Source organism: Meridianimaribacter sp. CL38 (assembly GCF_004328055.1).
GTDB lineage: Bacteria > Bacteroidota > Bacteroidia > Flavobacteriales > Flavobacteriaceae > Gaetbulibacter_B > Gaetbulibacter_B jejuensis.
The window spans coordinates 449767-466637 of record NZ_QKWS01000002.1 but is presented as its reverse complement, the minus strand read 5'-3'; the positions used below and the strand labels follow the sequence as shown (position 1 = coordinate 466637).

Below are 16871 nucleotides of genomic sequence, written 5' to 3'. Positions count from 1 at the left end.
TTGATTTTACAAGGACAAATTGTCGATATTCTTAATCGACGCATCTTTAAAGGTGAAATTACTATTAAAGATGGAAAAATAGCAGCTATTGAAGAAAAAGCACATAGCGTAAACCAGTATATACTACCTGGTTTTGTAGATGCTCACATACATATTGAAAGTTCTATGCTAGTGCCAAGTGAGTTTGCGCGAATTGCTGTAACTCATGGTACAGTGGCAACGGTTTCTGATCCTCATGAAATTGCCAACGTGCTTGGAGTGGAAGGTGTGGAGTTTATGATTGAAAACGGAAAACAAACACCTTTTAAATTCAATTTTGGTGCGCCTTCATGTGTTCCTGCTACTACTTTTGAATCGGCTGGAGCTGTTATAGATTCTGACGGAATTAAGCAATTGATGGCAAATCCAGAGGTTAAGTATTTAGCAGAACTTATGAATTATCCTGGTGTGCTTAATGACGATCCAGAAGTTCTAAAAAAAATAGAATGGGCAAAATACTTTAATAAGCCCATTGATGGTCATGCTCCAGGTTTGAGAGGTGAAGCAATTTCAAAATACATCAACGCAGGTATTTCAACCGACCACGAGTGTTTTACGTTTGAAGAAGGTTTGGAAAAGCTCCAAAAAGGTATGAAAGTCTTAATACGCGAAGGTAGTGCAGCTAAAAACTTCAATGCTCTAATCGATTTGTTACCAGAACATTTTGAAAACATGATGTTTTGTAGTGATGATAAGCATCCAGACGATTTAATACTTGGTCACATCAATACATTGTGTGCAAGAGCTGTAGCAAAAGGTATAGATGTGTTTAAAGTGCTGCAAGTAGCTTGCATAAACCCTGTAAAGCATTATAATTTAGATGTAGGTTTGCTTAAAGTTGGCGATGCAGCAGATTTTGTTATTGTCAATGATTTAAAGGATTTTAAAATCCTTCAAACCTATATTAATGGTGAGTTGGTTTATGATGAAGGTGAATCTAAAATTCAATCAACTCCTTTTAAAGTGTTGAATAATTTTAATACTGAAAAAAAGCAAGTTGAAGACTTTAAGTTTAAAGCAACTTCTAAGCAAATACGCGTTATTGAAGCGCTAGAAGGACAATTGGTGACAAATGAAATTATTGCTGATAGCTTACTTAAAGATGGAAATTTGATATCAAATATTGAAAACGATATCTTAAAGATGACTGTTGTGAACCGTTATCAAAATCAAAGTCCAGCTCTAGGGTTTATAAAAAACTTCGGACTTAAGGAAGGAGCTATAGCAAGTTCGGTAGGTCATGATTCGCATAATATTATTGCTGTTGGAGTGGATGATGAAGCGATTTGTAAAGCGGTTAATCTGGTTATTGAACATAAAGGTGGTATTTGTGCGATTTCCAATTCCGAAGAAAAAATAGTACCACTTCCTGTTGCAGGAATTATGAGCGATAAAGATGGTGTTGCCATTGGAAAAGACTATGCAGCCTTAGATGCTATGGCAAAACAATTAGGTAGCACGTTAAATGCGCCATATATGACGTTGAGTTTTATGGCGTTGTTAGTGATTCCGTCGTTAAAGTTAAGTGATAAAGGATTGTTTAATGGTAGTACGTTTGCGTTTACACCAGTAGAAGTGAGTTAATAATGCCAATAGTAGAATCAAAGTACAAAGCGCCTTATTTTTTTAGAAACGGATTTGTGTCAACAGTGTATTCTGGTTTGGTGCGACGCGTTAAAGATGTTGTTCAAGAACGAGAACGAATCCATTTGCCTGATGGCGATTTTCTGGATTTAGACTGGAGTTTTTCAAAAGAAAAAACCAATAAACTTATAGTGTTGTTACATGGATTAGAAGGTCATGCGCAACGACCATACATTACAGGAACTGCAAAACTGTTTAATACAAACAACATAGATGCTGTAGCAGTTAATTTTAGAGGATGTAGTGGAACACCAAACTTAAAATTTCGTTCGTATCATTCTGGTGCTACCGAAGATTTAGAGGCTGTCATTCAACATGTTTTAGAGCAAAAATCATATACGCATATATACATAAAAGGCATCAGTTTAGGAGGTAATATGGTTTTGAAATATATAGGAGAACGCGATGATGTTCCAAATCAAATTAAAGCTGTAATTGCTGTTTCGGTACCTTGTAGTTTAAAAGGGTCTTCAGGTGAATTACATAAAATGAATAATATTTTATTTCACAATAATTTCAAAAAGCATTTGCTAAAAAACTTGAAAGAAAAGAAAATGCAATATTCTGGTAAATTGAGTGATAAGGAATTTAATTCAATTAAAACTTTAAAAGATTTTGACGATGTTTATACTTCCAAAGCGCATGGATTTAAAGATGCTTTTGACTATTATGAGAAGAGTAGCAGTCTTCAGTTTTTATCAAATATAAAAACACCAACCTTACTTATTAATGCCTTAAACGATTCGTTTCTGTCACCAGAATGTTTTCCTGTTAAAGAGGCTAAACATAATCCTAATTTACATTTAGAAATGCCTAAGTATGGAGGTCATGTTGGGTTTATCGATAGGAAGAATATTTATTACAACGAAAAACGAGCCTTGGAGTTTATAGCTTCTGTTAATTAGCTTTTAAACTTTCAGGAAAGCCATTAACAGCAATATCCCAAAGTAAAGGCAGCATAAAATACACAAACAAGGTTAAAATGACTATTGATATAACATTCATTATAATGCCTTTGCGAACCATATCAGGAATTCTCAAATAACCAGAACCAAAAACTACAGCGTTTGGAGGTGTTGCAACAGGAAGCATAAAAGCGCAAGATGCAGCCACTGCTGCACCAACCATAAGGATATAAGGATGCATGTCTACAGCTATTGCCATTGATGCTAAAACAGGTAATAGCATAGCTGTGGTTGCTAAGTTGGAAGTGATTTCGGTTAAAAAGTTTACAGCAGCAATAAGTAATAACACGATTAGTATTGATGAGATTCCTACTAAGGTTGTCATTTGATTGCCAATCCATTGTGCTAATCCGCTTGTTTCAAAACCTTTTGCTAGAGCCATTCCTCCTCCAAAAAGCAAAATAATTCCCCAAGGTAATTTTACAGCATCTTCCCAAGTCATGAGTTTCTCTTTTTTATCTTTGGAAGGAATAAAAAACAAGACTATAGCAAAAATAATTGCTATGATGGTATCATCGAGCTGTGGTAATATTGTATTGAATAAAAAGGAGCGTGTAATCCATAAAAATGCTGTTGTGGCAAAAACAATGGCAACAGCTTTCTCTTCGTAACTCAGTTTTCCTAAGTTTTTTAAAAGTCTTTTAATTTCTTGTTTTCCACCTGGAAATTCTTTCTGCTTAAAAGTAAAAGCAAAATTGGTGAGGTATTTCCAACAGATAAAAAGTAATAAGATTGAAATAGGAAACCCAAACATAAACCACTGTAAAAATGTAATTTCATAGTTGTAAGTATCTAGAACAACACCAGCTAAGACAAGATTTGGAGGAGTGCCAATTAAAGTTGCAATACCACCAATAGAGGCGCTGTAAGCTATAGCAAGCATTAAAGCTTTACCAAAAATTAGGTTTTCGTCTTCAATTGTGTCAGGATTATCTTTTAATTGAGAGACGATAGCAATGCCAATAGGTAGCATCATTACAGAAGTAGCTGTGTTGGAAATCCACATCGATAAAAAAGCTGTAGCAACCATAAACCCAAGAATAATATTCTTAACGTTTGAGCCAATAATGTTAATAATGTTTAAGGCAATGCGCTTGTGTAAATTCCATTTCTCAATAGCAATTGCAATAATAAAACCACCTAAATATAAAAACACAAACTTATGACCAAACGCACTTGTGGTATCACTTAAACTCAAACCGTTTGATAAGGGAAACAAAGCTATAGGAAGTAGTGCAGTTGCTGCAATAGGAATAGCTTCAGTAATCCACCAAACTGCAATCCATGATGTAGATGCTAGTATAGCATTGGCTTCGCTTGATAAGCCTTCTGGATGAAAAAAAAGTTTGATGATAATAAATAAAGCAGGTCCTAAAATAAAACCGATACGTTTGGAGGTGTTCATAGTCTATTAATGCAAATATGCAGTAATGATAGTAAATTTTAATCAATTTATTATTTGTCTTTTTTTATTACATTTAAGGAAACCAATCTTTTATGCTTAAAAAAGTCTTCGGAAGCGCAGTTTTTGGTGTTGAAGCAACAACCATTACTGTTGAGGTAAATGTCGATAATGGAGTGGGTTATCATTTGGTAGGTCTTCCTGATAACGCTATTAAAGAAAGTAATTATCGTATTGCGGCTGCGCTTCAAAATAACGGTTATCGAATTCCTGGAAAAAAAATAATTATCAATATGTCGCCTGCCGATTTGCGTAAGGAAGGTTCTGCGTATGATTTAACATTGGCAATCGGAATTTTAGCGGCTTCTAATCAAATAAAAGCTGAAAACCTAGAAGACTATCTCATAATGGGAGAGTTGTCTTTAGATGGAACACTACAGCCTATTAAAGGTGCATTGCCTATTGCTGTTAAAGCTAGAGAAGAAGGTTTTAAAGGGTTTATTCTGCCAAGTCAAAATGCAAAAGAAGCTGCGATTGTTAATGATTTAAAAGTTTTTGGAGTTGATAATATCAAACAAGTCATTAACTACTTTGATAAAGATGAGGCTTTAGAACAGACTATTATAAACACAAGGGAAGAGTTTTATAAAAATCTCGATTTTCCTGAGTTTGATTTTGCTGATGTAAAAGGTCAAGAAGGAATAAAACGCTGTATGGAAATTGCTGCAGCAGGTGGTCATAATATTATTTTAATAGGACCTCCAGGAGCGGGAAAAACAATGTTGGCAAAACGATTACCAAGTATTTTGCCTCCAATGACATTGAGTGAAGCATTAGAAACTACAAAAATCCATTCGGTAGTTGGTAGAGTAAAAGAACATACAGGGCTTATGTCACAACGACCATTTAGAAGTCCTCATCATACTATTAGCAATGTTGCTTTGGTTGGTGGAGGAAGCTACCCCCAACCAGGAGAAATCTCTTTATCGCACAATGGTGTGCTATTTTTAGATGAATTACCTGAGTTTAAAAGAGAGGTTTTAGAAGTAATGCGTCAACCTTTAGAAGATAGAGAGGTAACGATTTCTAGAGCTAAATTTACAGTAACCTATCCATCGTCGTTTATGTTGGTAGCAAGTATGAATCCGAGTCCTGGAGGTTATTTTAACGATCCTGATGCTCCTGTAACTTCGTCTCCTGCTGAAATGCAACGGTATTTAAGTAAAATTTCTGGGCCATTATTGGATAGAATTGATATTCATATTGAAGTGACGCCTGTGCCTTTTGAAAAACTATCTGATGACAGAAAAGGTGAATCTTCGGTTGATATAAGAAAACGCGTTACTGCTGCTCGAGAATTTCAAACTAAGCGATTTAAAGAGTTTGATAATGTGCATTATAATGCGCAAATGAATACAAAACAGATTAGAAAATTTTGCGTTTTGGATGATAATTCAAAGCAATTGCTTAAAACAGCAATGGAGCGTTTAAATCTTTCTGCTAGAGCTTATGATAGAATTTTAAAAGTAGCACGTACTATTGCAGATTTAGAGGCTAGTGAAGCGGTAAATGGAGCGCATATTTCTGAGGCTATTCAATATAGAAGTTTAGATAGGGAGGGTTGGCTAGGTTAATGAAAGCATGGTTTAAAAATATAGGTCCAGGACCATTGGTTGCAGCGGCTTTTATTGGACCTGGAACAGTAACAGTTTGTACGCTTGCAGGAGTTGGGTTTGGTTATGCGTTGCTTTGGGCTATGTTGTTTTCGGTGTTCGCTACAATAGTATTGCAAGAAATGTCAGCACGATTAGGAGTAATTACTCAAAAAGGTCTTTCGGAAGTTATAAGAACTGAAATTAAAAATCCTGTTTTTAAGACTGTTGTAATTGTTTTAATGTTGTCAGCGATAGTTGTAGGTAATGCAGCTTATGAAGCAGGCAACATTAGTGGAGGCGTACTAGGTTTGGAAACGCTATTTGGTAATCCGAGTGTTGAAATTGGTGTGTTTGATGTGAATGTTTTTAGTTTAATCATCGGTTTGGTTGCGTTTTTAATTTTAACTATTGGAAATTATAAAACACTAGAAAGAATATTAATAGCTATGGTTATGGTAATGAGTGTTGCTTTTTTAGTGACAGCAATACTAACAAAGCCTAACTTAATGGAGGTTTTTAAAGGCTTGTTTGGTTTTAAAATGCCTAAAGAAAGTGTGTTGACTGTTGTTGGTTTAATAGGAACTACTGTGGTGCCTTATAATTTGTTTTTACATGCAGCATTGGTTAAAGAAAAGTGGCGTGCTGAAAGTGATTTGCAGTATGCTAGAAAAGATACTATAGTTGCTGTTGTGTTGGGAGGAGTGGTGTCAATGTGCATTATTATTTCTGCTTCAGCGATTCAGACTAAAACAATTAGCAATGCTGTGGATTTAGCTTTAGGGTTAGAGCCTTTGTTTGGTAGTTTTTCAAAGTATTTTATGGCTATCGGACTGTTTTCGGCAGGCATTACAAGTGCAATTACTGCGCCTTTGGCAGCTGCTTATGTTGCTAGTGGATGTTTGGGTTGGAGTACCAATTTAAAATCTAAGACCTTTAAAGGTGTTTGGTTGTTTGTTCTAGTTTTAGGAGTTGTATTTTCTTCTTTAGGAATAAAATCTATAGAGCTAATCAAGTTTGCACAAGTGGCTAATGGATTGCTGTTGCCTCTAGTTGCTGTGTTTTTGATTTGGGTCATGAATAAATCTGAATTGCTGGGTAAATATAAAAACAGCTTATTGCAGAATGTTGTGGGAGTAGTGATTCTTTTAGTGGCTATTTTCTTAGGTTTAAAAAGTGTTTTAAAAGTGTTTAATGTGTTATGATGAATGGATATACTGTAGATATTAATGTTGATGTTGGAGAAGGTTTAGGTAACGAAGCTAGGTTGTTGCCTTATGTGTCTTCGTGTAATATAGCTTGTGGAGGACACGCTGGAAATGAGGAAACAATGATTGCTGTTGCTAAACTAGCTAAAGAGTTTAGTGTAAAAATTGGTGCGCATCCTTCATTTCCTGATATAGAGAACTTTGGAAGAAAGCCAATGGAGATGTCTTGTGCTGATTTATATACTTCGGTAAAACAGCAGGTTAGAGGGTTTATGAATGTTTTGCGTTCCGAACATCTTGCATTGCATCATATTAAACCTCATGGCGCATTGTATAATCTGGCGATGAAGGATGAAAAGACTGCTAGTGTGATTATTGAGGTGATAAAAAGTATAGCGCTACCCGTAAAATTGTATGTGCCTTATGGTTCTGTGATAGCAAATTTAGCTTTAAAAGAACAAATTCCTGTAATGTACGAAGCGTTTGCTGACAGAAATTATAATGAAGATTTAAGCTTAGTGTCAAGAGATAAAAGCAATGCTGTTTTAAATCATCCTGAAGCAGTTTTTGAGCATGTTTTTAATATGATTTCAAGGCAGAAAGTAAAAACAATAAGTGGAGTAGAAGTCGATATAAAAGCAGATACTTTTTGTGTGCATGGAGACTCTCCAAACGTTGAAAAAATATTGCAATATCTTACCGGAAAATTAAAAGAACTTCATGTTAAAATAGCCTAATATTTTGATGGATTTTAATCTAAAATATAAAGCTTATGGTGAGCGTTCAATTTTAATAGAATGGCCTAATGAAATAAATGAAATTATTCTTGAAGATATTCTAATTTTTAAAAATAGTATAGCTGATAATTATATTAAAGAAGTAGTTGAGATAAATAATGCATATAACTCGATATTAATTATTTGTAAATTCACTATTGATAATATCAATGATGAAATTTTAGCATTGAAATCGATTTATTTTAATCGTAAAAAGGTTGGACATAGAAGCCAATTGTTGTGGAAAATTCCTGTGTGCTATGATGCGTTTTTTGGTATTGATTTAGAAGAAATTTCTGCTCAAAAAAAGCTGTCAAAATCAGCAATTATAAAACTACATTCGCAAGCTATTTATACTGTTTTTTTTGTTGGCTTTTTACCTGGTTTTTTATACTTGGGAGGTTTAGATAATCAACTACATTTTCCTAGAAAATCTTCCCCTAGAATGGAAGTAAAAAAAGGAGCTGTTGCCATTGGAGAACATCAAACAGGAATATACCCAAATGTGAGTCCTGGAGGTTGGAATATTATAGGTAATTCGCCAATTGAGTTTTTTGATGTTTCCAAAGACGAGCCTTGTTTTGCGAAGAGTGGAGATAAAATTCAGTTTTACCCAATATCTTTAAATGAACATAAAGCTATTTCAGAATTAGTAGCATATGGGAATTATGAATTAGAAAGTGAGGTAATAAATGGTTGAGGTTTTAAAATCAGGATTATTTTCAACTATTCAGGATTTAGGTCGGTTTGGTTTTCAGCGTTATGGAGTACCTTTTTCTGGCGCTATGGATGCCTACAGCTCAAAAATTGCAAACACAGTTTTAGGCAATAATGAAAATGATGCTGTTTTAGAGATTACAATGACAGGACCAAGGCTTCTTTTTAAAACACAAACAGTCATTTGTTTAACAGGAGCAGACTTATCTCCAAAATTAAATGACGTATCAATTAGTTTAAATAAAGCGATAAAAGTGAAACCTGGATATGTACTTTCATTTGGTAAACTAAATTATGGTTACAGGTGTTATTTAGCGGTTTTGGGAGGTTTTCAGTCTGAAAGTGTAATGGAGAGTAAAAGTATGTTTTCAAACGTGACTAAAGCAAATAAAATAGCTGTGGGAGATTCTTTGAAGATTAATACAACTTCCGTTTTTAATTTAGAACATAATGCAACACTTAAAGTTAATACCAATCACTTTAAAAGTAAAACTATAGAGGTATTTGAAGGACCTGAGTTTGAAAGCTTAAGTGATAGTCAAAAAGCATTACTTTTTAACCAAGAGTTTTCAGTGTCCCAACTTAATAACCGTATGGCTTATCAACTTAATGAAAAGTTAGAGAATAACTTAGCGCCAATAATAACGTCAATGGTTTTACCAGGAACTATTCAATTGACACCTTCAGGTAAACTAATTGTTTTAATGCGAGATTGTCAAACAACAGGTGGATATCCTAGAGTTCTTCATTTAAACGAATTGTCTATTAGTAGATTAGCACAAAAAAAGGCTAATGAAAAGATAAGGTTAAAATTGTTAAAGCAGTAAAACAATAAAAAATACTTTACAGTATTGAAAGATTTCAATATTTTAGAACCAACTATTAATTCAAAACTTATGAAAAAACTAATTTTACTTTTGTTAGGATTTGCTTTAGGAGCAGTGTTGACTTACTTTTTTTGTTGTAAACAATCTGAAACAGGAATGGAGAACTTAACACCTCCTAAAGGATTGATAACACCTCAAGAAGCTAAAGCTTTGGATACGGCTTACAATCCAAGGTATCAATTAATCAGTGACTCTATTGTGACGCGAAGAGGAGGAGATAACCGATCATCTTGGTATTCACTTGATGATATGAGAGCTTACTTGGATTATGCTGAAAACGAAGCCGATTCGTTAGGGTTTACAATGAATGGTATTAGGGTATATCTTGGAGCTTATCCAGATGCTAACGGTATTCCAGGTTATACAACGATGTTTTTTGTGCCAACAGGCTATCTAAAAAGTGCAACCAACACATCTGATGGTAGTATGAATGCTTTTAGCCACTTTATGCAAGGAGGAAAAGGAGATATTACTGGAGGTAGTGGATTTAATGAAGGCGGTAATGGGCATCCTCCTGGAGCTAATTATCCTCAATAAATTATAGTCTACTTTTGGTCAAGTTTATAAATGATTATGCAAGCTACCTCTACTTAGTGGTAGAAATAATAGCAGCTGTAACGGGTTTAATCTTATATAAAAGATACCGTCATACAGCTGCTAAATACTTTATTTACTTTTTAATTTATGTGGTAGCGTTTGGTGTTATAGGACGCTATACTTTTTGGGTTAGAGATGGAATTTTTAGCTTTTTACAAGGTACTTTATTAGAAAAAAACTATTGGTGGTATACAATATGTTGGAGTTTAGGGGCAATTGTGTTTTTTGTATGGTATTATCTCAAGATTCTCACTAATCAAAGGGCTAAAAGTACTTTGAAAATAGCGCTTGCTTTATTTTTAATAGCTTCACTTTGTATTATCATTTTGACTCTACCTGATTTTTTTAAAACTTCTATTCCTTCAATTAGTGTTTTAGGAGCAGTAATAATTATGCTCTGTGTGTTTTATTATTTTTTTGAAATGCTACAAAGTGATAAAATTTTAAAATTTTATAAATCACTGAATTTTTATATCAGTTGCACTATTCTTGTCTTTTGGTTAGTAAAAACACCTTTGGCTTTTTTTGAGCCTTATTTTAGAGTAGCAGATATGGATTATGTTAATTTAAGAGGGTATATTAACTTATTTGCAATTTCATTAATGTATTTGACTTTTACTGTAGGTCTTATAGTTTCAAACCCTGATTATGACTAATTTTTTAATGCTTTTTTTACAAGAACAACAACCAATATCAACTTCTGCTGAAAGGAATTTGTTGATTTATATGGTGTTTGTGCTTTTTATTTTATGCGGATTTATCGTTGTCTTTTTTATAGTGTTTCAAAAGCGAAAAAATAAACTCTTACTAGACAAAATAGCGCAACAGCAGGCGTTTGATGAAGAAATTGCAACAGCTCAAACCGAAATACAAGAGCAAACCTTAAAGCATGTAGGTTGGGAGTTGCATGATAATGTCGGTCAATTGTTGTCTTATGCTAATATGCAACTCAATATGCTAGGAGCATTAGTTCCTGAAAACATAAAGGGGAAAGTTGATGAGACCTCAAACATCGTTAAAGATAGCCTCAAGGAAGTTAGAGCACTTTCAAAGTCTTTAAACAATGAAGTATTACTAAATATGGGTTTTGAAGACTCTGTAAGTAATGAACTTAACCGATTAAAGCGGATGAAATTTTCATCAACTGAATTGGAAGTTAAAGGCGAAAGAAAAGAGTTTAGCGATAAAAAACATGAAATAATTGTTTTCAGAATTCTACAAGAGTTTTTCTCAAACACAGTTAAATATTCCGAAGCTCAAAACTTAAAAGTAACGCTCAACTATCAATCTGAAGAACTAATTATAACAGCAACTGATGATGGTAAAGGTTTTGACATGAAATCTGCTGAAAAAGGCTCTGGACTGATAAATATGAAAAGTAGAGCAGAATTAATTAATGCTAAGTTTGATATATATTCAAAACCTAATGAAGGGGTTGCTTTAACCTTAACTTACCCTTTAGTTTAGAGACAAGCGTCCCAAATAGTATCTTTTGGTAAAGGCGCGATAACCGAAATGGCTTCTTTTTTTACAGGATGAGTAAATTTTAGTTGTCTAGCATGCAAACTAATACTTGCATCAGGATTACTTCTTTTAAAACCATATTTTAAGTCGCCTTTTATAGGACAACCAATACTTGCCAATTGACAACGTATTTGATGATGTCTACCTGTTTCTAATTCAATTTCCAACAAGAAATAATTGTCAAGTTGCTTCAAGATTTTATAATGTAAAATAGCCTTTTTACTGTCTGAAGTTTCTTTTATGAAAGCAGTTGATTTATTGTTTTTAGGATTTTTACGCAGCCAATGAATTAACGTATCTTGTTGTTTAGGTGGTTGGTTTTTAACTAAAGCCCAATAGGTTTTATTTGTTTTTTTCTCAGCAAATAGCTTGTTAAGTCTTGGGAGTGCTTTACTGGTTTTTGAAAACAATACAATTCCTGTTGTGGGTCTGTCTAAACGATGTACAACACCTAAATACACATTTCCAGGTTTGTTGTATTTATCTTTAATATAGCTTTTTACAACATCGCTTAAAGGCTTGTCTCCAGTTTTATCGCCTTGTACAATATCACCAGCACGTTTATTAACCACAATAATGTGATTGTCTTCATAAAGTACTTGAAGATTTGATTTATTTGATAGAATTTTTTCTGACACGTGTTTAGTTAGTGATTAAAAAAAAGTAATGAGCCCATTAAAGAGAGCATAAAGTTAATAAAGAAACAAATAACACTAGTTTTAATTGAAGAAGTGATTTCTTTTGTTTTAAGATAATTGACTGTAAATAAAAATATCATTGAAATAAATCCAATTAAAGAATAGCCAAAAGTCCTATATATAACATTTTCTATTAAATCAGACTTCATTATCAGATATTGTTCGTGTGAACCTATGAAGAAGAAACTTGATAAAATAAAAGAAATTAAGCAAGTTATTAAAATCAAAGCTAGATTAAATGCTTTTAGAAAACTCACTTGTTTTAAGATTAATACTGCTCAGAGTCATTAGGAAAATTAACCGATTTTACATCATCTACATATTGCGAAATAGATGTTGTCATCTCTTCGTATAAATTCATATAGCGACGTAAAAAACGTGGGTGGAACTCATGAGTCATTCCTAACATATCATGAACCACTAGTACTTGACCATCAACACCATTTCCAGCTCCAATACCAATTACAGGAATACTAACACTCTCAGCAACTTCTTTTGCTAATTTTGCAGGTATTTTTTCTAACACAATGGCGAAACAACCTGCTTTTTCAAGCATTAAAGCATCTTCTTTTAGTTTTTTTGCTTCTTCCTCTTCTTTAGCTCTTACTGTGTAAGTTCCAAATTTGTATATAGATTGAGGTGTTAAACCTAAATGTCCCATAACAGGAATTCCAGCATTCAGTATACGCTTTATAGATTCTTTAATTTCTTTACCACCTTCTAATTTTACGGCATGACCTCCTGATTCTTTCATTATTCTAATAGCAGATCGCAACGCTTCTTTAGGATCACTTTGGTAGCTCCCAAAAGGTAAGTCTACAACCACTAAAGCTCTGCTTATAGCTCTAATTACCGAAGAGGCATGGTATATCATTTGATCTAAAGTAATTGGCAGTGTAGTTTCATGTCCTGCCATAACATTACTAGCAGAATCACCAACCAAAATAACATCAACTCCTGCGCCATCAACAATTTTTGCCATGGTATAATCATAAGCAGTAAGCATGGAGATTTTTTCTCCGTTTTGTTTCATCTCTATTAAAGACTTTACGGTAATTCTTTTGTATTCTTTTTTAGCTACTGACATAAGATTATAGTTTGTTTATTTCTGTAAAAATAATGAGTTTTAATGAATTTTTATCAATGGAGCAGTCTACAAATAAGGAAAGATTAACAATCCACTAAATTTACACCAACTGCTAAACCGCCTTCACTGGTTTCTTTGTATTTGGAATTCATGTCTTTAGCGGTTTCCCACATCGTGTTTACTACTTTGTCAAGCGGAACTTTTACATTATTAGGATCAGTATCTAAAGCTAATTCTGCAGCATTAATCGCTTTTATAGCTCCCATAGAGTTGCGTTCTATGCATGGGACTTGTACCAAACCACCAATTGGGTCGCAGGTTAGTCCTAAATGGTGTTCCATAGCAATTTCGGCAGCAACTAGAACTTGTTCAGGAGTTCCTCCAAGCAATTCACACAAAGCTCCAGCAGCCATTGCTGATGAGACTCCAATTTCGGCTTGACAGCCTCCCATTGCAGCGCTTATAGTTGCCCCTTTTTTAAAGATACTTCCAATTTCTCCTGCAACTAGTAAAAATCGTTTGATGTGCTCAAAATCTGCTTCATGGTTTTCAATTACCATATAATACATCAATACAGCAGGTATTACACCAGCACTACCATTGGTTGGTGCAGTAACAACACGACCTAATGAGGCATTTACTTCATTTACAGCAAGTGCAAAGCAGCTTACCCATTTTAATATTTGTCGAAACTTTACTTCGGTTTTTCTAATAACTTGTAGCCATTCTTCAGGAGATTGATAAGGTAAATCACCTTTAAGCTTTTGGTGCATATCATAAGCGCGACGTCGCACATTTAATCCTCCAGGAAGATTTCCTTCTGTATGACAACCTACATACATACATTCTAGCATAGTGTTCCAAATTCTGCTTAACTCTGAATTGATATGGTTTTCATCATTAATAGACTTTTCATTTTCCAATACCACTCCAGAAATAGGTAGATTTAAGTCTTTACAAAACTTAAGTAAATCAACTCCTGTTTCAGTTGGATACGGAAATGTGCAATAAAAGATGATTTTATTGGCTTTGGCTGTTTTTCGTTCTTCCTGTACAACAAATCCGCCTCCAATGGAGTAGTAGGTAGATTTATAATTTCTACCATTTATAGTAGCAGTAAACGTTAAAGCATTGGCATGAAATGGTAAAAACTTTCTGTTGAAAGTAATTTCAGTTTTTGGATTGAATTCCAAAGGCTTTTCATTGTTGAATAAAAGGGTGTTGGTGTTTTTTATTGATGCAATAATGACATCAATGGTGTCAACAGGAATACGTTCAGGATCAGCACCACTTAAACCTAGCATAACCGCATAGTCAGTAGCATGTCCTTTTCCTGTTAAGGATAAAGAACCATACAGATCAACAGCAATTTTTTCAACTTTATCAAACCTGTTTTTGTCTTTTAATTCTTTAATCCAGCGTTCAGCTGCGCGCCAAGGACCTAAAGTATGAGAGCTTGAAGGACCAACGCCTATTTTTAGCATATCAAAAACCGAAATACACTCCATTCACGAAATCGTTTTAGTGCGCCAAATATACTCACATTTGGAGCATTCCCAATATAATAATGTGTAAAATTAAAGTTATAAAAAGTGACATCGTGTCATATTTTTTGTCATGGCACAATCATTGACTTATACAAACCGAATTAAAATTAGAACACAACATTTCTGCGAAAGCGGAAATCTTAAAAACAAATAAAAACAAATTATGAGTAAAATTATTGGAATCGATTTAGGTACAACAAACTCTTGTGTTTCTGTAATGGAAGGTAATGAGCCAGTTGTAATTCCTAACGCAGAAGGTAAGCGTACAACACCATCTGTAATCGCTTTCGTAGAAGGTGGTGAAATTAAAGTTGGTGACCCAGCAAAACGTCAAGCAGTAACAAACCCAACAAAAACGGTTTATTCTATCAAGCGTTTTATGGGTAACAAATATTCTGAATCAAAAAATGAAGCAGAACGCGTACCTTATAAAGTAGTAAAAGGTGATAACGATACACCAAGAGTTGATATTGATGGTCGTTTATATACACCTCAAGAATTATCAGCAATGATTCTTCAAAAAATGAAGAAAACTGCTGAAGATTATTTAGGTCAAGATGTAAGTGAAGCTGTAATTACAGTTCCTGCATACTTTAATGACTCACAACGTCAAGCAACAAAAGAAGCTGGTGAAATCGCAGGATTAAAAGTTCGTAGAATTATAAACGAACCAACTGCTGCAGCTTTAGCTTACGGATTAGATAAAAAAGGACAAGATCAAAAAATCGTAGTATTTGACTTTGGTGGTGGTACACATGACGTGTCTATCCTTGAATTAGGAGATGGCGTTTTTGAAGTATTATCAACAGATGGAGATACGCATTTAGGTGGTGATGATGTTGATGAAAAAATCATTAACTGGTTAGCAGATGAATTTAATGCTGAAGAAGGCATGGACTTACGTAAAGACCCAATGGCTTTACAACGTCTTAAAGAAGCTGCTGAAAAAGCAAAGATTGAATTATCATCTTCTGCACAAACAGAAATCAACTTACCTTACGTAACAGCTACAGCTAGCGGACCAAAGCACTTGGTACGTACATTAACACGTTCTAAATTTGAGCAATTAATTGACGATTTAGTAAAACGTACTATTGAGCCATGTGAGTCTGCATTAAAAGCAGCAGGTTTAAGTAAAAGTGATATTGACGAAGTTATTTTAGTTGGTGGTTCTACACGTATTCCTGCAGTACAAGAAGCTGTAGAAAAATTCTTTGGTAAAAAACCAAGTAAAGGTGTAAACCCAGACGAAGTTGTATCATTAGGAGCTGGAATCCAAGGTGGTGTATTAACAGGTGATGTAAAAGACGTACTTTTATTAGACGTAACACCATTATCTCTTGGTATTGAAACTATGGGTAACGTAATGACCAAGTTAATTGAAGCGAATACAACTATTCCAACAAAGAAAAGTCAAGTATTCTCAACAGCTGCAGATAATCAGCCATCAGTAGAAATTCACGTATTACAAGGTGAGCGTCCTATGGCAGCAGATAACAAAACAATTGGTCGTTTCCATTTAGATGGTATTCCACCAGCGCAAAGAGGTGTTCCACAAATTGAAGTAACGTTTGATATAGATGCTAACGGTATCATTAAAGTATCTGCGACTGATAAAGCAACTGGTAAATCTCAAGATATCAGAATTGAAGCGTCTTCAGGATTAACAGAAGATGAAATCCAAAAGATGAAGCAAGAAGCAGAAGCAAATGCTGAAGCTGATGCTAAAGCAAAAGAAACTGCTGATAAATTAAACAGTGCTGACGCTATGATTTTCCAAACTGAAAGTCAGCTAAAAGAATTTGGTGACAAATTATCTGATGATAAAAAGAAACCAATAGAGGAAGCACTTGAAGAATTGAAGAAAGCTTACGAAACAAAAGATATCGCAGTAATTGATCCAGCTTTAGAAAAAATAAACGAAGCTTGGAAAGTAGCTAGCGAAGAAATGTACAAAGCACAAGCCGAAGCACAGCAAGGTGCAGCAGGAGCAGAGCAACCTCAAGGTGATGCAGGAGCATCTAACGAAGGTAGCGATGTAGAAGATGTAGACTTCGAAGAAGTGAAATAAGTTCGAAGCTGTCATGCTGAACTTGATTCAGCATCTCAAAAATTTTCACATAACATT

Annotated in this window: 15 protein-coding genes; 11 read left to right on the top strand and 4 right to left on the bottom strand. The window is 34.3% G+C overall.

Annotation, left to right across the window (positions count from 1 at the left end; all coding sequences use genetic code 11):
• Complete coding sequence (ade, locus tag DMZ43_RS07285; protein WP_131507011.1) at positions 1-1623, top strand: adenine deaminase; 1623 nt, start codon at positions 1-3, stop codon at positions 1621-1623.
• Between the two features lie 2 nt (positions 1624-1625).
• On the top strand, positions 1626-2588 hold the full coding sequence (locus tag DMZ43_RS07280; protein WP_131507009.1) for a YheT family hydrolase: 963 nt from the start codon (positions 1626-1628) through the stop codon (positions 2586-2588).
• Here the strand turns inward: DMZ43_RS07280 and DMZ43_RS07275 are convergent.
• Positions 2581-4053, bottom strand: coding sequence for a DASS family sodium-coupled anion symporter (locus tag DMZ43_RS07275; protein ID WP_131507007.1), 1473 nt, complete (start codon positions 4051-4053; stop codon positions 2581-2583). The two genes, DMZ43_RS07280 and DMZ43_RS07275, sit on opposite strands and share 8 nt — an antisense overlap.
• Positions 4054-4145: 92 nt before the next feature.
• On the opposite strand from DMZ43_RS07275, the gene DMZ43_RS07270 reads away from it, so the two are divergent.
• The 8 genes from DMZ43_RS07270 (at position 4146) to DMZ43_RS07235 (ending at position 11354) form a co-directional block, all read left to right on the top strand.
• Positions 4146-5684 carry a YifB family Mg chelatase-like AAA ATPase gene (locus tag DMZ43_RS07270; RefSeq protein ID WP_131507005.1) on the top strand — a complete coding sequence of 513 codons (1539 nt, stop codon included), beginning with the start codon at positions 4146-4148 and terminating at the stop codon, positions 5682-5684.
• A complete protein-coding gene (locus tag DMZ43_RS07265; RefSeq protein ID WP_131507003.1) occupies positions 5684-6907 on the top strand; it encodes an Nramp family divalent metal transporter in 1224 nt (407 codons plus the stop codon). The genes DMZ43_RS07270 and DMZ43_RS07265 overlap by 1 nt, the downstream gene beginning before the upstream one ends.
• Positions 6904-7647 (top strand): 5-oxoprolinase subunit PxpA, encoded by a 744-nt coding sequence (gene pxpA, locus DMZ43_RS07260; protein ID WP_370450270.1) that lies wholly within the window; start codon positions 6904-6906, stop codon positions 7645-7647. The genes DMZ43_RS07265 and pxpA overlap by 4 nt, the downstream gene beginning before the upstream one ends.
• 7 nt (positions 7648-7654) lie before the next feature.
• Entirely contained in the window at positions 7655-8386 is a 732-nt protein-coding gene (pxpB, locus tag DMZ43_RS07255; RefSeq protein WP_131507001.1) for a 5-oxoprolinase subunit PxpB, read from the top strand.
• Positions 8379-9230: a biotin-dependent carboxyltransferase family protein gene (locus DMZ43_RS07250; RefSeq protein WP_131506999.1), complete on the top strand. Its 852-nt coding sequence runs from the start codon at positions 8379-8381 to the stop codon at positions 9228-9230. Before pxpB ends, DMZ43_RS07250 begins: the two co-directional genes overlap by 8 nt.
• 69 nt (positions 9231-9299) lie before the next feature.
• Positions 9300-9827: a hypothetical protein gene (locus DMZ43_RS07245; protein ID WP_131506997.1), complete on the top strand. Its 528-nt coding sequence runs from the start codon at positions 9300-9302 to the stop codon at positions 9825-9827.
• Positions 9828-9883: 56 nt separating this feature from the next.
• Positions 9884-10543 (top strand): hypothetical protein, encoded by a 660-nt coding sequence (locus DMZ43_RS07240; protein ID WP_238155790.1) that lies wholly within the window; start codon positions 9884-9886, stop codon positions 10541-10543.
• Positions 10536-11354: a sensor histidine kinase gene (locus tag DMZ43_RS07235; protein ID WP_131506993.1), complete on the top strand. Its 819-nt coding sequence runs from the start codon at positions 10536-10538 to the stop codon at positions 11352-11354. Before DMZ43_RS07240 ends, DMZ43_RS07235 begins: the two co-directional genes overlap by 8 nt.
• On the opposite strand, the gene DMZ43_RS07230 is transcribed toward DMZ43_RS07235, so the two are convergent.
• From DMZ43_RS07230 to DMZ43_RS07220, 3 genes are all read right to left on the bottom strand, one after another.
• Positions 11351-12049, bottom strand: a complete 699-nt coding sequence (locus tag DMZ43_RS07230) for an RluA family pseudouridine synthase (RefSeq protein ID WP_131506991.1) — start codon at positions 12047-12049, stop codon at positions 11351-11353. The two genes, DMZ43_RS07235 and DMZ43_RS07230, sit on opposite strands and share 4 nt — an antisense overlap.
• Before the next feature lie 328 nt (positions 12050-12377).
• Positions 12378-13196 carry a 3-methyl-2-oxobutanoate hydroxymethyltransferase gene (gene panB, locus DMZ43_RS07225; RefSeq protein WP_129760262.1) on the bottom strand — a complete coding sequence of 273 codons (819 nt, stop codon included), beginning with the start codon at positions 13194-13196 and terminating at the stop codon, positions 12378-12380.
• 83 nt (positions 13197-13279) lie between these two features.
• Positions 13280-14704 carry an L-serine ammonia-lyase gene (locus DMZ43_RS07220; RefSeq protein WP_131506989.1) on the bottom strand — a complete coding sequence of 475 codons (1425 nt, stop codon included), beginning with the start codon at positions 14702-14704 and terminating at the stop codon, positions 13280-13282.
• Between the two features lie 202 nt (positions 14705-14906).
• Here DMZ43_RS07220 and dnaK point away from each other — a divergent pair, with 202 nt between their 5' ends.
• Positions 14907-16814 carry a molecular chaperone DnaK gene (dnaK, locus tag DMZ43_RS07215; RefSeq protein ID WP_131506987.1) on the top strand — a complete coding sequence of 636 codons (1908 nt, stop codon included), beginning with the start codon at positions 14907-14909 and terminating at the stop codon, positions 16812-16814.
• Positions 16815-16871: the final 57 nt, after the last annotated feature.

What these genes read in the sequence shown, in the direction of transcription:
- DMZ43_RS07280 (WP_131507009.1), top strand. Translation starts at nt 1,626, where the DNA reads ATGCCAATAGTAGAATCAAAGTACAAAGCGCCTTATTTTTTTAGAAAC.
- DMZ43_RS07275 (WP_131507007.1), bottom strand. Translation starts at nt 4,053, where the DNA reads ATGAACACCTCCAAACGTATCGGTTTTATTTTAGGACCTGCTTTATTT.
- DMZ43_RS07270 (WP_131507005.1), top strand. Translation starts at nt 4,146, where the DNA reads ATGCTTAAAAAAGTCTTCGGAAGCGCAGTTTTTGGTGTTGAAGCAACA.
- DMZ43_RS07265 (WP_131507003.1), top strand. Translation starts at nt 5,684, where the DNA reads ATGAAAGCATGGTTTAAAAATATAGGTCCAGGACCATTGGTTGCAGCG.
- pxpA (WP_370450270.1), top strand. Translation starts at nt 6,904, where the DNA reads ATGATGAATGGATATACTGTAGATATTAATGTTGATGTTGGAGAAGGT.
- pxpB (WP_131507001.1), top strand. Translation starts at nt 7,655, where the DNA reads ATGGATTTTAATCTAAAATATAAAGCTTATGGTGAGCGTTCAATTTTA.
- DMZ43_RS07250 (WP_131506999.1), top strand. Translation starts at nt 8,379, where the DNA reads ATGGTTGAGGTTTTAAAATCAGGATTATTTTCAACTATTCAGGATTTA.
- DMZ43_RS07245 (WP_131506997.1), top strand. Translation starts at nt 9,300, where the DNA reads ATGAAAAAACTAATTTTACTTTTGTTAGGATTTGCTTTAGGAGCAGTG.
- DMZ43_RS07235 (WP_131506993.1), top strand. Translation starts at nt 10,536, where the DNA reads ATGACTAATTTTTTAATGCTTTTTTTACAAGAACAACAACCAATATCA.
- panB (WP_129760262.1), bottom strand. Translation starts at nt 13,196, where the DNA reads ATGTCAGTAGCTAAAAAAGAATACAAAAGAATTACCGTAAAGTCTTTA.
- DMZ43_RS07220 (WP_131506989.1), bottom strand. Translation starts at nt 14,704, where the DNA reads ATGGAGTGTATTTCGGTTTTTGATATGCTAAAAATAGGCGTTGGTCCT.
- dnaK (WP_131506987.1), top strand. Translation starts at nt 14,907, where the DNA reads ATGAGTAAAATTATTGGAATCGATTTAGGTACAACAAACTCTTGTGTT.